Source organism: Pseudomonas sp. MS19 (assembly GCF_013277615.1).
Lineage (GTDB): Bacteria > Pseudomonadota > Gammaproteobacteria > Pseudomonadales > Pseudomonadaceae > Aquipseudomonas > Aquipseudomonas marincola.
The window spans coordinates 146,396-159,511 of the sequence record NZ_VBTO01000013.1 but is presented as its reverse complement, the minus strand read 5'-3'; the positions used below and the strand labels follow the sequence as shown (position 1 = coordinate 159,511).

The window sequence follows — 13,116 nt, the reverse complement described above, 5'->3', positions numbered from 1 at the left end:
ACAGGGTTGTCAAATTAGTCAAAATACATAGTAAGGATGTTTTACAGAGCAAATTGGCCTAATAGCTTTACACAAGCTTTACACGAACTTACGGATAATTACCGAGTTTAGGCGTTCAATATTGTTGTGCGGTATTAGCCGCAATTTTCGCAGGAGTACTCCTTATGATTGGCCGACTTCCCTTACTCTTGGCCGGCATACTCAGCTTGGCCGTTGCAGGTCAGGCCTCAGCCCATGGCCATAATGATGGCGTGATTGCCGGTGCGGTGGTTGGTGCAGTAATTGGTGGGGCAATAGTTGCTAACAGCCGTTATCAGCCGGCGCCGGTGTATGTGCAACCCGCACCGCAGCCGGTGTATTACCCGCCTCAACCGGTTTACTACGCACCGCCGCCACCGGTTTACTATCAGCCAGCACCGGTGTACTACCGCCAGACGCGCGTAATTGTCGCGCCGCGCTATCGCTATTACGGAGGCGGCTACCACCACGGCGGCGGTCATGGTCACGGCCACGGCGGCCACCATCGTTAAGCCAACCAGGCCCCGCTCAATGCGGGGCTTTTTGCATGTGCCCCGACGACAGCTAAATCCCTATATAATGCAGGTCTTTAGCCCACCTTAGAGGACTCACCGTGAGCACTTTGCCAGCCTGCCCAAAATGTAATTCCGAATACACCTATCAGGATGGCTTGATGCTGATGTGCCCGGAATGTGCCCATGAGTGGGCGGCGGACGGCAGTGATGAAGCGGCTGCAGACGACGCCAAGGTAATCAAGGACTCGGTCGGCAACACCCTTGAGGACGGCGATACCGTCACGGTCATCAAGGATCTCAAGGTCAAAGGCTCATCGCTGGTGGTGAAGGTTGGCACCAAGGTCAAGGGCATCCGCCTGTGTGATGGCGACCATGATATCGACTGCAAGATCGATGGCATTGGCGCCATGAAACTCAAGTCCGAGTTTGTCCGCAAAGTTTAATACTTCCCCGCGAAGCTCGCCCTGCAACTGGGCGAGCGGCTCTAGCGCAAAAGCTTCTACAAGCCCGCTTCGCGCCCTGTCGGCCAGCCGTTTTCAGTGCATGCTATGGTTGTTGAATCAGCCAATAATCCGAGACAGAGCCAATGCGCGTGATGTTGTTCAGTTTGCTTGTGGGTATAAGCACCTCGACTCTCGCCGAGACTTGGCGGGTGGTTGGTAGCGAACAGTTCGCGCCCTACAGCTACACCACCGCGATTGACAGTGAACCGCAAGGTCTGGATGTCGATTTAGTCCGTGCCGTGCTGGATGAGGCCGGTATTGAATACCATCTGCGTTTGTACCCGTGGCAGCGGGCTAAAAAGATGCTGGAGACCGGCGAGGCAGAGATGGCATTCGTGTTTGCCGGAACGGCCGAGCGCCAGCGTCAATACCAGCTGGTTGGGCCTATTCGTGAGGGCTCGACACGCTTCATGAGCCGCCGCGACTTCGCCCTTGAAGACTGGCAGAGCTTCGCGGACCTGGCGCCCTATGTGATTGGTCAGGTGCTGGGTTACGCCTACGAAACTGCATTCGACAACGCCGCGCTCAAGCGTGACGAAACGGCCCAGCAACCCGGCCAGCTGGTCTCAATGCTGTTAGCTAAACGGATCGAACTGATTGTTGGCGATAGCTTGCAGTTACAGTATCTGGCACGCCAGCAACATGGCAGCGAACACGTAAGGATGCTGCCCACTCCCCTGGTGAAAATGCCGCGCTATGTAGCCTTTGGCAAAAATGATTTGCACCGTGCCAAGCAGTTCAATGCCGCGCTGGAAAAGCTGAGAGACACTGGCGAACTGGACGCTATAGTCGAGCGCTGGAGACAACAGATAAGATTGCCTCAACCCAACTCGATTGAAGCTGAGCCCGAACCTGACCTTGAACATCAGAGTTGATCATGCGCATTGCCACATTCGTATTTGCCATTACTTGCCTGCTCGGCCTCAGCGCCTGTGGCCTCGGCGAAACTGCAGCCACCGCCAGCCTGCAGGCCAAACAAGCCGAGCAGGCGCAGCAGCAAATGAAACAACTTAAAGAGCAGGTTGAGCAAGCCAATCAGGCCAGCAATCAGCGCCTCAACGAAGCAATGAAACAAAGCCAATAGCACTCACGCGCGAGCTCTAGAACTCAAGCAATTTGAATCCGGCATCGGCCTTTTTCAGCAGCGCTTGTTGGTCGCCGGACTGGTTCCACTTAGCGCGGCCATCCATTTCCGCACTCTTGTGAAACAACAGCAGCATGCTGCCGACCACCTTGAAGTTGGTCGGGTCGATAGCCATCTTTTTGCCCTCAGTCAGGCTGAATGCACAGAAGGCGCCGTAGTGCGGAACATAGTGCGCCGGATTGCCATTGAACAACGCAACCTGCTCAGGGGATGTCAGGTAATAGGTTTGATCTTTGTACTCGGCCTGAAACTTTTCACTTCCAAGCTCCGCCTTGTTCTCAGTGAAATATGAAACCGGGCTGTAGCCGCCAATGGCGGGCGTTGCAGCCTGCACCTGGCTGCAAAACAGGAACGCGCCAACCAGCAGGACCTGAACGGTCCGTAAAAGCGTGTGGGTACGAGACATAAGCTAACCATCCTTAGTGAGCATTGAGAAAACCGGCGCCACCATCCGTGGGCGCATCCGGACTGCACTCTAACATTGCAGCTCGGCGCTGTGGGGCCTGCTGGATTTACCTGAACGTCTGCGCGCGACCCGCAGATCAAAATCGTTCATAGCCAAACAGCGAATTTCAAATTACCTTGAATACAAACCAATCAGGGAAGAACGATGGCCAACAAAACCCCACAGTCCGCCCAGCAAACTCATCTTGCCGTACTCATCGACGCCGATAATGCGCCGGCGGCGATTGTTGAGGGTCTGTTTGAAGAGATTGCCAAATACGGCATTGCCAGCGTCAAGCGCATCTACGGCGACTGGACGCTGCCCAATCTCGGCAGTTGGAAGAAAGTCCTGCTGGATCACTCGATCCAGCCCATCCAGCAGTTCGCCTACACCAAAGGCAAAAACGCGACGGACAGCTCGCTGATCATCGACGCGATGGACCTGCTCTACACCCGCCGTTTTGACGGCTTTTGCCTGGTCTCCAGCGACAGTGATTTCACCCGGCTGGCGGCACGCCTGCGCGAAGAAGGCCTGACTGTTTATGGCTTCGGTGAGGAGAAAACGCCCTCACCTTTTGTGTCCGCCTGCGACAAGTTCATCTACACCGAGATACTGCGCGCCGACGCAAAAGAGCATGACAAACAAACGCCGGACTCGGCTGATGACGCCCACCCGGAACCCACCAAACAGCCGTCGCAGCGTAAAAACCAGAAAGCCCCAGTCGAGTTTATTGGCAAGGTTATCGATGATATTGATGACGAAGACGGCTGGGTCCAACTGGGCGCATTGGGCTCAAACATCACCAAACTACGCCCGGCGTTCGATGCTCGTCTTTATGGCTTCAAAAAACTCAGCGACCTGATCAGAGCCAACCCGCAGCGCTTCGAATTACAAACAAAGGCCGTCAGCTCCACCGGCGGCGAAGCACTTTATGTACGCAACAGAAAAGCCGCGAAATAACTGGTATACGGCAGCTGTGAACGGCCAAAACGGTACTGCAACATGAATGCGAAATTGCACTCAATTTAAACACCCGATTGTGTTCGGCCTGACCCGTTATTTTCAGTCGGCTTGACCATCGGTTACATCGGACTTGACCGGCACACTTCGTAATCCTGACCGGCAGAGAATGGTCGGTTTTGACCGGTCGAGACAGGCAGTAACCGGCAAAAACCGGTCACTCGAAATTGGTTACGGAAGCAGAGCCGGACTAGTAACTCAGCCTCTCCTCGTCTACAGGTAAGCCGTGCTTCATACTATGTCCGCCGCTGTCTTACTCTGAAAGTTGAGCAGGCCAGAAAGTGAATATGACCCTGCACGCAGAAAATTTAACTACTGCGGAACGGCTGCGATCACCGAGATTTCTACCAGCAACTCCGGGCTGGCCATTTTAGCCTCTACGCAGGCACGCGCAGGGGCGAAGCCTGCTGGAACCCAGCTGTCCCATACACTGTTCATCTCGGCGAACAGGCTCATATCTTTCAGGTAGATGGTGGCTGACAGCAGCTGCTCACGATTGCTGCCGACCGACGCCAGCAGCGCATCGACCTTGGCCAGCATGGTGCGGGTTTGCTCCTGAATGCCGCTGCTACGATCTTCAGCGACCTGGCCGCATAAATAAGCGGTCTGGTTATGCACCACGACTCGGCTCATCCGCGCGGCTGTTTCGTATCGGCTAATGCTCATCACTTGTCCTATTGGTTTTTCATGTTGAAATGACACGCTACTGCTTGTCCCCGTGGCTCACCAGAGAAGCCAGTTCACCCAGGCAAAGAGGTTTTATCGGCGCGCGGATCGTGTAATAACCTACTTGGTCGATGGCGACATTGCGCTCGGCGGCGATGATCTGCGCCACGGTGAGACCGCACATGCGGCCCTGACAGGGGCCCATTCCGGCACGACTAAACGCCTTGGTCTGATTTGGACCGCTACAGCCAAGCCCCACAAAACGGCGGATATCGCCGGCACTGACCTCCTCGCAACGACATACGATGGTTTCATCGACCGGCAGCAGGAACTCGACAGCCGGTTGGTAAAGCACATCTAGAAACGGCCGGATAACCATCAACCTATTCAGGGTCTGACGCACCGGCCGTGCCAGCATGTCCCGTTCAGCGCTGCCGAGGCGCCCCTGCTGGCAGGCAACTTGCCAGGCCGTCAGACGCCCGAAGTGCTCTGCAGCCAGTGCGCCTCCTATCCCGGCGGAGTCGCCAGCGACGAAGACACCGCCGATCGAGGTTTCGCCCCAGGAATCGGTCTGCGGATGCCAGCATTGCTGTTGTTCGTGCCATAAATGCCGAGCATCCATGGCACGGGTCAATTGCACATTTGGTACCACGCCCTGATGCACCAGAAGTGACTTGCAGTTGATAACGCGGCTATGGCCTCGCTGCTGAAAGTGCACTTGCGCCACGCGGCCGCTGCTGTCAGCGTCGGCGCTCAGCTTCGTCACCCCACTGAGCATGTTGATACCAGCCTTGCGCAGCGAAACCAGATAGCCGAGGCCCTTGAACAGCATACGCCACCCCCGTAGCGCGCCGAGCCCATGGCGCAATGCTTTGAAGTAGTTGGCTGACGGCGTGGTATCGAGCACTGCGCTGATCGACACTCCGGCCTTATGCAGCTGCCAGGCAATCAACAACAACAACGGACCACTGCCTGCCAATACAAGCGGGCCTGGCGGGGTCAGGGCGCTGCTCTTCAACAGAATCTGCGCGGCGCCACAGCTCATCACACCGGGCAGTGTCCAGCCAGGGAAGGGAACCGGCCGTTCCTGTGCGCCGGTGGCCAGCAAGATTTTCGCCGCACGTAAGGTGCGACTATGTCCGCCGATGGACACACTGAGTACGCGCTCCGAGCTGATGTCCCAGACCGTGGTCGAACTAAAGTAATCGATCTGTGTATGCTGCAGCGCATCCACCAGTTTGCGCCCGTAATAGTAATCGGGGCCCAGCACTCGGGTGTCGGCCGGAGCAGGCTTGCCTACGCTGCGGTAGATCTGCCCACCCGGGGCGGCTTGTTCGTCAAGCAAGGCGACATCTAGGCCATGCTGACAGGCCGTAGTCGCGGCGGCCATCCCGGCGGGTCCGGCGCCGACTACGACCAAGTCATATATTCGCTCGCTCACGAGTACATCTCCTGCTCTGCCATCGAGAGGTATCTGGCGCCGGTCTGCGGAAGGATTTTCATACCCTCAGCCACCAGCGTCATGCAGCCCTGCACATTGGGGACGCCATCGACCTCCACTAGGCACTCGAAGCACACACCCATCATGCAGTATGGGGCGCGCGAGCTGCCGGACAGCGGAGTTGTGCGTGAAGGAATCATGCCCGAGGCCAGCACTGCTGCGGCCACTGTATCTCCCGCTCGGGCATTGAATGTCGCGCCATCGATCTCTACCAGCACCGTGCCACCGTCTTCATTTGCCAAGCGTTTAAACATCAAATCGTGCTGCACGGAACACCTCCAAAGAAAAGGCTTCAGGTTTGCCTGCTATCCAGTCGGCGATCGGTCCTGAATGAGCGGCACCAAGGGTGACACCGCTATGGCAGGTCACTAGAAATGCCCCGGGGCAGACACGCGACTCTTCATATATTGGATACCCATCCGGGGTCATCACCCGCAATGCGCCCCAGGCGCGAACCATGCGTACGTTTTCCAGCAGCGGAAACATCCGCGTTGCCCGATGAGCAATCTGTGCCATCACCTCGGTAGTGGTGCCGCTGTTGAAGCCGACGTCTTCCTTGGAGTCGCCCAGCTGCATGGTGCCGTCCCCTGTCTGGCGCACATGACCGGTGGGATAATGGAGAAACGGCTGTATGCGTTCGGTGATCAAAATCTGTCCGCGGTTGGGCTGGACCGGGGCCGACAGCCCCAGTTGGGGGGCCAGTACCTTATTGCCGAGACCGGCAGCCAGCACCACCTTTGCAGAGTTCCAGCGGTCATGCCCGGCCACTACGCTAAAGCCACCGTCCTGCTGACGGATCTCGCCGATGGAGGCATTGCTGAGCAACTTACCGCCCCGGGCGATAAAAGCCTCGGCCAAGGCCCGCAATAGCAGTAACGGATTCAAATGACCGTCCTCCAGCCCCAATGTAGCGCCGGCAACATGGGGGCCGATCGCGGGCACAAGAGCTTTGAGTTGTGCATGGTCAAGCACCTTGAACGGGTAATCGCCGCCAGCCTGCTCGCGCATAGCACAAAGCATGCGCTGGCGTTGTTCCAGTTCGGCGTCGTCCAGGCAAATCAGCAGCCCGCCTTGCTGGGAAAGTTGAACATCGATGCCGGTGAAGGACTCAAGCTCTTGGGCAAAGTCTCCCCACAAACGCGCCGACAAACGTGACAACTGGGCGTATTCGGGACAGGTATCGCCCTTGCCCTGCACCCATACCAGGCCGAAGTTTCCCCGAGAAGCGCGCAGGGCGATGTCGCCCTCATCCAGCACGGTGACCTTCAAGCCATTGCGGATAAGGCCTAGCGCAATGGCCAGGCCAACGAGTCCGCCGCCGATCACGGTGACATCCGTTTCGCGACAGTCTGCCCGTAAGCGAACCGACATGGCCTACTCCTTTTAAAATATTGAGGTTGCAGGCATAGGACCTGCTGGATGAAAGCGGCAAGGCCGTCCCGGACGTTTATATTTCGGGGGCCTTGCTCAGCCAGGCTCAGTCCTTCAATGCTGCCTTGAGCACCTTCTCGGCCCACTCTTTGCCGATGTCATCGATGATTTCAGGCCATACATTGGTACGGACTTTCCTCACCGTAGCTTCGAGCTCCGCCTCGGACACGTCGACAATGGTGGCACCTGCTTCAGCTAGCAGTTGCTCGTTGGCGGCCTGGTCAGCTTGGGCGGTCAGCCAACGACGGTTTTCAAACTCCAGAGCAACCTTATCTAGCGCCGCTTGTTGCGCTGGATCGAGGTCGTCATAACGCTCCTGATTGAGCAGCAAATACCACACTTCGAAATGGGTATTTGATGGTACGTAGTACTTAGTCACATCACGGAAGGAGGAGTAATAACCCTCGGCACCCGAGCCCATCACCCCATCAACCACACCCGTTTGCACGGCGGTAAAAGCCTCAGAGAACGGCAGTGGCGAAGCAATGTAGCCCACCTGATTCGCCAACAGTTGGAAGGTTTTGATGGGTGGCACGCGCAGCTTGATGCCCTTAATGGCATTCGGATCGCCAGCACCCTGCACTTCGCGGTTCAGCGCGATTCCGCCGAAATATACCGGCCAAGCGCCCATCACCTTGATGCCTTGTTCTTTATACAGCTCGGCAACAGTTTCACGCAGTGGCGTGCCCGGACCGAACACCTCCCGTGCCTCTTGCCAGTTTTTTACCATGTAGGGCATGTAAATAATCTGGAAGCGTTTGTCTGCGCCGGAGGCTGGCGGTTGAACCGCCATGTCGATAGCGCCGAGGCCCACACGCTCTTGCACCACGGTGTAATCACCTAGAGCATTGGCGGCGTATATCTTGACTTTAATCTTGTTGTCGGTCGCTTTCTGGACATTTTCGGCGAACCATTTGACTTCATTATCAATGACAGTGCCCTGAGGGCGGACATGAGAAAGCTTCAAAGTTTCGGCCTGAATCAAGCCGGTAGTCGCGAGCGTAAGAGCCAGCGCGAGGGCGGATTTTTTTACGAGTGCTAGGTTCACTTTAAGTTTCCTTGTTGTTGTTCGAGGGCCTGAGTAGGGAAATCAGTAACCAAACAGCCTAGGGATATATTCGGAAAGGTCGGGCCATGCAGCGACTAGAACTACGACCGGTAAGTAACCGAATAGTAAAATCAACATGGCGGGTTTAACGACATCAGTGAATTTCACTTTGCCAATACGAGCGCCCAAATAGAGGATGCTGGCGTAAGGGGGCGTAACGCCTCCCATCGCAGTGTTCACCCCAACAATCGCGGCGAATTGGATCGGACTGACGTCCAGAGCGATCATCAGTGGCAAAAGCAATGGCGCGGTCAGGATAATGGCGGTGATGTCATTCACTACCATGCCGATCAAGAACAGGAACAACGTCACCAAAATCAGCAGCGTAGTTTTGTCAGACGTGATTTCGAAAATAGCGGCCACCAACGCTTGCGGAATCTCTTCCATGACGTAGATCTGGCTGAGCATTAAGCTGAACAGGATCATGATCATGATGGAGCCCACGGCAGTGGCCGACTCCTTGCCTGACTCAATAAACGCGCGCCAGGTCAGTCCCTTGTAGATCATGAAACCGACAGGTAAGGCGTAGATAACCGCGACGGCAGCCGCCTCCGTAGGGGTCATAATCCCACCATATATCCCGCCTAGGATGATCACCGGCATGATCAATGCTGGCAGGGCATTCACTGTGCGCGACATGCCTTCCTTGAAAAGGTCGGGCATGGACATGGATTCATCGAGCACCAGCTTGAACTTACGCGACATCACTAGGTTGACCACGGCAATGTTGAACATAATCAGCAGGCCAGGGCCCAAGGTGGCGAGGAAGCTAGCCAGGATTGAGGTTTCTGTGACCCAGCCGTAGACGATCATGGTTACGCTCGGCGGGATCAATAAACCGAGAATCGAGGAGTTGGCGATCAAGGCTGTGGCATAGGCCCGTGGGTAGCCTTTACGCTCCATTTCGGGGATCAACAGCGGTCCAATGGCTGCAATGCCAGTGAGGCCACTGCCGGAGATCGCACCGATAATTGCGCAACTGACAGTCGCCACCACACCGAGACCGCCGCGGATCCGGCCAACAAATATATTGACGAACTTCAGCAGACTGGCCGCAATGCCACTGACACTCATGATGGTCCCGGCAAACACAAACAGAGGGATAGCCAGTAGCACCGGATTGGTCAGTTGGTTAAAGCCCCAAAGCATCATACCTTTCATGGTGGCATCACCGACGAGCACCATGATCATCAGCCCAGCGCCGAAGCAGTAAGGTAGCGGCACCCCAAGGCTGAGCAGAATAATCAGCAGGGCAAAACCGAGCAGCGCGACTTCAATCATGGCGGTTTCCTTCTTGTTTTTCGGTCAGCACCTGGAACTCAGCAACTTCGGTCGTTTCTGGGTAGTCATGGCTTATTGGCGCGTTCAGTGCGGCGCCGCCGTTGAACAGCACGCGAAGGTTTTTATAGAGGTGCATGCAGACGTATAACGTCATCAGCAGCAGGCCGAGAAACAGCGAACATTCATAAATGAACGTTGGTAAGTAGAGGGTGGGGGTTTCCTTCCATACCCTAAATGCGTAGCGGAAGTAATCCCAAGCCCACCAGGTCAGCCAAGCGGAAATAATGATACTGAGGGATTCAGAGATGACCATCAGAAGGCGTCGCGCCTTTTCGGTGTCGAGAAAAATCTCCAGCACGTTGGCACGTATCTGTGTGTCTTCCCGCGACGCGTTAACACTGCCGAGGATGTACAGCCACATGATTGGGATGATCGATACCTCTTCTAGCCCCATGACGGGAGTTTCAAAGACGTATCGGGTGATTACCTGCACGAATTGGAAGCCTGCAACAGTGCTGATTAGCAATGCCAGCGCATACCGGAAGAACGTCTCCATTTTTTCTCTCTTGTTGGACGTTTGTGATGCAGATTTTGCTTGGCCAACTTGATAACATCAAATCGTTTATTATTTGCACTAGATAACAAAATATTATGATCTTGCTTCACATCAATCGTGCTTTAAGGCCCCAAAGTCGTTTGGAGGGTATGTGGCGAAATTAAGTCATCGGCAGGCCGAGGCCTTCCGTGCGGTGATGATCGCCGGCACTATTACCGGCGCAGCAGAGATTCTTTGCGTATCTCAACCGGCCGTGAGCCGACTGCTGGCGGACTTCGAGGATGCCGTTCAACTCAGGCTGTTCGAACGTCACAAGAAACGTCTCACGCCAACGCCAGAGGCTTTGATTCTGTTCGAAGAAGTGGAAAAATCCTTCGTAGGTATCGAGAAGTTGGCCAGAACCGCCGATGAGCTGCGCGGCTATCATCGCGGCTCCTTGAGGATCGCAGCCATGCCAGCTGTGTCCATAGGCTTCCTGCCTAATGTGGTCCAGAACTTCATCAGCGATCACCGCGGCGTTTCAGTGACCCTGCAGGTCCGCAGTTCGCAGCAGGTCGCCGACTGGATCGCTACCCAGCATTACGATGTCGGCATAGTCGCTACTAACGTCTCCGACCCCGCCCTTGAGGTACAACTGCTGGCCGACTGCCGCATGGTCTGCGCACTGCCTGTCGGTCACCGGCTTGCTGATAAGTCGGTGATCACACCCGAGGACTTGCGAGACGAGCCCTTCATTTCACTAGGCACAGAGCAGAGCGTGCGCTACAAGATCGATGAGGTGTTCAATCGCGCAGAGGTAAACCGTCAGCTAATTGTGGACACGCAACTATGCTACGTGGCGTGCTCATTCGTACTGGCAGGCAGCGGCGTCACCCTCGTTGACCCACTGACAGCCCTACACTTTGCGCCGCAGGGCTTGGTGGTAAAACGGTTCGAGCCGAGGATTAGTTTCGTTTTCAACGTTCTGTATCCAGGACAAAGAGCGAAATCGCAAATGACCCTTGATTTTACCGACACGCTGCGCTTCAAGCTGGCGCAGTTGGCAGAGTCCTCGTCCGGTTTATTAGACTTCGAGGCACCACCACACGACCAAGGTGGGAGCACTTGATTCGACATGAGTTAGGCCATCTGAATCAGCTCTATTACGGTGACCGCCTTCAAATCTCTTTTTTGCTAGTTCAAATATGTCCGCCAACTACTGCAAAGTGTCGATTTCAGCCGATTACGACAGGCAGTTTTAGCCGACTGCTGCCAGCCATGGACACGGCCCATTCTGCTCAAGTCCTAAGCACATGATTGCTAAGACCAAATGCAATCGAGCGGTCAATTCGATGCAATTCCCCAATGCAAAAAGCCCAGTCATCGGACTGGGCTTTTTGGTTACCGCGAAGCGAGTTAAGCGTTAGCCGTTGCTTGGGAAAGCAAACGATGCAGCCTCGTGAGTCGCGCGCTGTGGCCAGCGCTGAGTGATGGCTTTGCGACGGGTGTAGAAACGCACACCGTCCGGGCCGTACGCGTGCAGATCGCCGAACAGCGAGCGCTTCCAGCCGCCGAAGCTGTGGTAGGCAACCGGTACTGGCAGCGGCACGTTGACGCCGACCATGCCGACTTCGATCTCGTCGCAGAACAGGCGTGCAGACTCACCGTCGCGGGTGAAGATGCAGGTGCCGTTGCCGTACTCGTGATCGTTGATCAGTTGCATGGCTTCTTCGAGGCTGTTGACGCGCACGACACAGAGTACCGGGCCAAAGATTTCTTCTTTGTAGATGCTCATTTCCGGAGTTACGCGGTCGAACAGGCAGCCACCGAGGAAGAAGCCTTTTTCGTTACCGGCAACGCTCAGGCCACGGCCGTCGACAACCAGTTCTGCGCCAGCAGCAACACCAGCATCTACATAGCCCTGAACCTTGTCACGGTGCGCGCCCGTCACCAGTGGGCCCATGTCCAGACCGCAGGAAGTGCCTGCACCGATTTTCAGTGCTTTGATCTGCGGCTTGAGCTTTTCGATCATCGCATCGGCAATCTGATCGCCCACGCACACGGCAACGGAGATGGCCATGCAGCGCTCGCCACACGAACCATAAGCGGCACCCATCAACGCGCTGACCGCGTTATCAAGGTCGGCATCCGGCATCAGCACCGCGTGGTTTTTAGCGCCGCCCAATGCTTGTACGCGCTTGCCGCGCTTGGTGCCTTCGGCGTAGATGTACTCGGCAATCGGGGTCGAGCCGACAAAGCTCAGGGCTTTGACTTCCGGGGCTTCGATCAACGCATCCACGGCTTCCTTGTCGCCGTGCACAACGTTGAGTACGCCTTTCGGCAAACCGGCTTCCTGAAGCAGTTGCGCGATGTACAGCGTCGAGCTTGGGTCACGCTCTGAAGGCTTGAGGATGAAGCAGTTACCGCAGACGATGGCCAGCGGATACATCCACAGAGGCACCATCGCCGGGAAGTTGAACGGGGTGATACCGGCAACCACGCCCACCGGCTGGAAGTCGCTCCAGGCGTCGATGTTCGGGCCGACGTTGCGGCTGTATTCACCCTTGAGAATTTCAGGTGCTGCGCAGGCAAACTCGACGTTCTCGATACCGCGCTTCAGCTCACCGGCGGCGTCTTCGAGGGTTTTGCCGTGCTCTTCGCTGATCAGCTTGGAGATTTCAGCTTCGTGCTGCTCGAGCAGTTGCTTGAAGCGGAACATGATCTGCGCGCGCTTGGCCGCCGGGGTATTGCGCCAGGCTGGGAATGCAGTTTTGGCCGAGTCGATAGCCTGCTGCACGGTGGCGGTGTCCGCCAGTGCAACCTTGTGGATAGCGTCGCCAGTCGACGGGTTGAACACGTCGGCGCTGCGACCGGTTCCAGCGACTGACTCGCCATGGATCAAGTGATTGATAGTGCCCATGAGACTCTCCATTTAATTGTCTGTGCGAT

The 13,116-nt window shown here is 56.1% G+C and carries 15 protein-coding genes; 6 read left to right on the top strand and 9 right to left on the bottom strand.

Translation table 11 applies throughout. The features are described 5' to 3' along the window. Window positions 1-164: 164 nt before the first annotated feature. The 4 genes from FEZ62_RS14080 (at window position 165) to FEZ62_RS14065 (ending at window position 2,120) form a co-directional block, all read left to right on the top strand. Window positions 165-530: a hypothetical protein gene (locus tag FEZ62_RS14080; protein WP_069899621.1), complete on the top strand. Its 366-nt coding sequence runs from the start codon at window positions 165-167 to the stop codon at window positions 528-530. Window positions 531-631: 101 nt separating this feature from the next. Further along, on the top strand, window positions 632-976 hold the full coding sequence (locus tag FEZ62_RS14075) for a zinc ribbon domain-containing protein YjdM (RefSeq protein WP_069899622.1): 345 nt from the start codon (window positions 632-634) through the stop codon (window positions 974-976). 143 nt (window positions 977-1,119) lie between these two features. Next, window positions 1,120-1,911, top strand: a complete 792-nt coding sequence (locus tag FEZ62_RS14070; RefSeq protein WP_172928305.1) for a transporter substrate-binding domain-containing protein — start codon at window positions 1,120-1,122, stop codon at window positions 1,909-1,911. A 2-nt stretch (window positions 1,912-1,913) separates the two neighbouring features. Then, a complete protein-coding gene (locus FEZ62_RS14065; RefSeq protein ID WP_172928304.1) occupies window positions 1,914-2,120 on the top strand; it encodes a hypothetical protein in 207 nt (68 codons plus the stop codon). Window positions 2,121-2,136: 16 nt separating this feature from the next. Here the strand turns inward: FEZ62_RS14065 and FEZ62_RS14060 are convergent, their stop codons facing one another. Next, on the bottom strand, window positions 2,137-2,586 hold the full coding sequence (locus FEZ62_RS14060) for a YHS domain-containing (seleno)protein (protein WP_172928302.1): 450 nt from the start codon (window positions 2,584-2,586) through the stop codon (window positions 2,137-2,139). A 204-nt stretch (window positions 2,587-2,790) separates the two neighbouring features. Here FEZ62_RS14060 and FEZ62_RS14055 point away from each other — a divergent pair, with 204 nt between their 5' ends. Then, window positions 2,791-3,585 (top strand): NYN domain-containing protein, encoded by a 795-nt coding sequence (locus tag FEZ62_RS14055; protein ID WP_172928300.1) that lies wholly within the window; start codon window positions 2,791-2,793, stop codon window positions 3,583-3,585. 372 nt (window positions 3,586-3,957) lie between these two features. On the opposite strand, the gene FEZ62_RS14050 is transcribed toward FEZ62_RS14055, so the two are convergent. The 7 genes from FEZ62_RS14050 to FEZ62_RS14020 all read right to left on the bottom strand — a co-directional run bounded on the left by FEZ62_RS14050 (window position 3,958) and on the right by FEZ62_RS14020 (window position 10,188). After that, a complete protein-coding gene (locus FEZ62_RS14050; RefSeq protein WP_090509059.1) occupies window positions 3,958-4,311 on the bottom strand; it encodes a RidA family protein in 354 nt (117 codons plus the stop codon). Between the two features lie 37 nt (window positions 4,312-4,348). Next, window positions 4,349-5,752 (bottom strand): FAD-dependent oxidoreductase, encoded by a 1,404-nt coding sequence (locus FEZ62_RS14045; RefSeq protein WP_172928297.1) that lies wholly within the window; start codon window positions 5,750-5,752, stop codon window positions 4,349-4,351. Further along, on the bottom strand, window positions 5,749-6,066 hold the full coding sequence (locus FEZ62_RS14040; RefSeq protein WP_172928295.1) for a (2Fe-2S)-binding protein: 318 nt from the start codon (window positions 6,064-6,066) through the stop codon (window positions 5,749-5,751). The genes FEZ62_RS14045 and FEZ62_RS14040 overlap by 4 nt, the downstream gene beginning before the upstream one ends. Beyond that, entirely contained in the window at window positions 6,059-7,183 is a 1,125-nt protein-coding gene (locus FEZ62_RS14035) for an FAD-binding oxidoreductase (protein ID WP_090509063.1), read from the bottom strand. Before FEZ62_RS14035 ends, FEZ62_RS14040 begins: the two co-directional genes overlap by 8 nt. Window positions 7,184-7,289: 106 nt before the next feature. Further along, complete coding sequence (gene dctP / locus FEZ62_RS14030) at window positions 7,290-8,291, bottom strand: TRAP transporter substrate-binding protein DctP (protein WP_150547482.1); 1,002 nt, start codon at window positions 8,289-8,291, stop codon at window positions 7,290-7,292. 42 nt (window positions 8,292-8,333) lie between these two features. Further along, window positions 8,334-9,632, bottom strand: coding sequence for a TRAP transporter large permease (locus tag FEZ62_RS14025; RefSeq protein WP_090509067.1), 1,299 nt, complete (start codon window positions 9,630-9,632; stop codon window positions 8,334-8,336). Then, a complete protein-coding gene (locus tag FEZ62_RS14020) occupies window positions 9,625-10,188 on the bottom strand; it encodes a TRAP transporter small permease subunit (RefSeq protein WP_090509070.1) in 564 nt (187 codons plus the stop codon). The genes FEZ62_RS14025 and FEZ62_RS14020 overlap by 8 nt, the downstream gene beginning before the upstream one ends. Window positions 10,189-10,339: 151 nt before the next feature. Between FEZ62_RS14020 and FEZ62_RS14015 the strand changes: the two genes are divergently transcribed. Continuing rightward, window positions 10,340-11,296 carry a LysR family transcriptional regulator gene (locus tag FEZ62_RS14015; RefSeq protein WP_090509072.1) on the top strand — a complete coding sequence of 319 codons (957 nt, stop codon included), beginning with the start codon at window positions 10,340-10,342 and terminating at the stop codon, window positions 11,294-11,296. A gap of 294 nt (window positions 11,297-11,590) precedes the next feature. Here the strand turns inward: FEZ62_RS14015 and FEZ62_RS14010 are convergent, their stop codons facing one another. Then, entirely contained in the window at window positions 11,591-13,087 is a 1,497-nt protein-coding gene (locus tag FEZ62_RS14010; protein ID WP_069899631.1) for a CoA-acylating methylmalonate-semialdehyde dehydrogenase, read from the bottom strand. Window positions 13,088-13,116: the final 29 nt, after the last annotated feature.

What these genes read in the sequence shown, in the direction of transcription:
- FEZ62_RS14080 (WP_069899621.1), top strand. Translation starts at nt 165, where the DNA reads ATGATTGGCCGACTTCCCTTACTCTTGGCCGGCATACTCAGCTTGGCC.
- FEZ62_RS14070 (WP_172928305.1), top strand. Translation starts at nt 1,120, where the DNA reads ATGCGCGTGATGTTGTTCAGTTTGCTTGTGGGTATAAGCACCTCGACT.
- FEZ62_RS14065 (WP_172928304.1), top strand. Translation starts at nt 1,914, where the DNA reads ATGCGCATTGCCACATTCGTATTTGCCATTACTTGCCTGCTCGGCCTC.
- FEZ62_RS14060 (WP_172928302.1), bottom strand. Translation starts at nt 2,586, where the DNA reads ATGTCTCGTACCCACACGCTTTTACGGACCGTTCAGGTCCTGCTGGTT.
- FEZ62_RS14055 (WP_172928300.1), top strand. Translation starts at nt 2,791, where the DNA reads ATGGCCAACAAAACCCCACAGTCCGCCCAGCAAACTCATCTTGCCGTA.
- FEZ62_RS14050 (WP_090509059.1), bottom strand. Translation starts at nt 4,311, where the DNA reads ATGAGCATTAGCCGATACGAAACAGCCGCGCGGATGAGCCGAGTCGTG.
- FEZ62_RS14040 (WP_172928295.1), bottom strand. Translation starts at nt 6,066, where the DNA reads ATGTTTAAACGCTTGGCAAATGAAGACGGTGGCACGGTGCTGGTAGAG.
- FEZ62_RS14035 (WP_090509063.1), bottom strand. Translation starts at nt 7,183, where the DNA reads ATGTCGGTTCGCTTACGGGCAGACTGTCGCGAAACGGATGTCACCGTG.
- FEZ62_RS14025 (WP_090509067.1), bottom strand. Translation starts at nt 9,632, where the DNA reads ATGATTGAAGTCGCGCTGCTCGGTTTTGCCCTGCTGATTATTCTGCTC.
- FEZ62_RS14020 (WP_090509070.1), bottom strand. Translation starts at nt 10,188, where the DNA reads ATGGAGACGTTCTTCCGGTATGCGCTGGCATTGCTAATCAGCACTGTT.
- FEZ62_RS14010 (WP_069899631.1), bottom strand. Translation starts at nt 13,087, where the DNA reads ATGGGCACTATCAATCACTTGATCCATGGCGAGTCAGTCGCTGGAACC.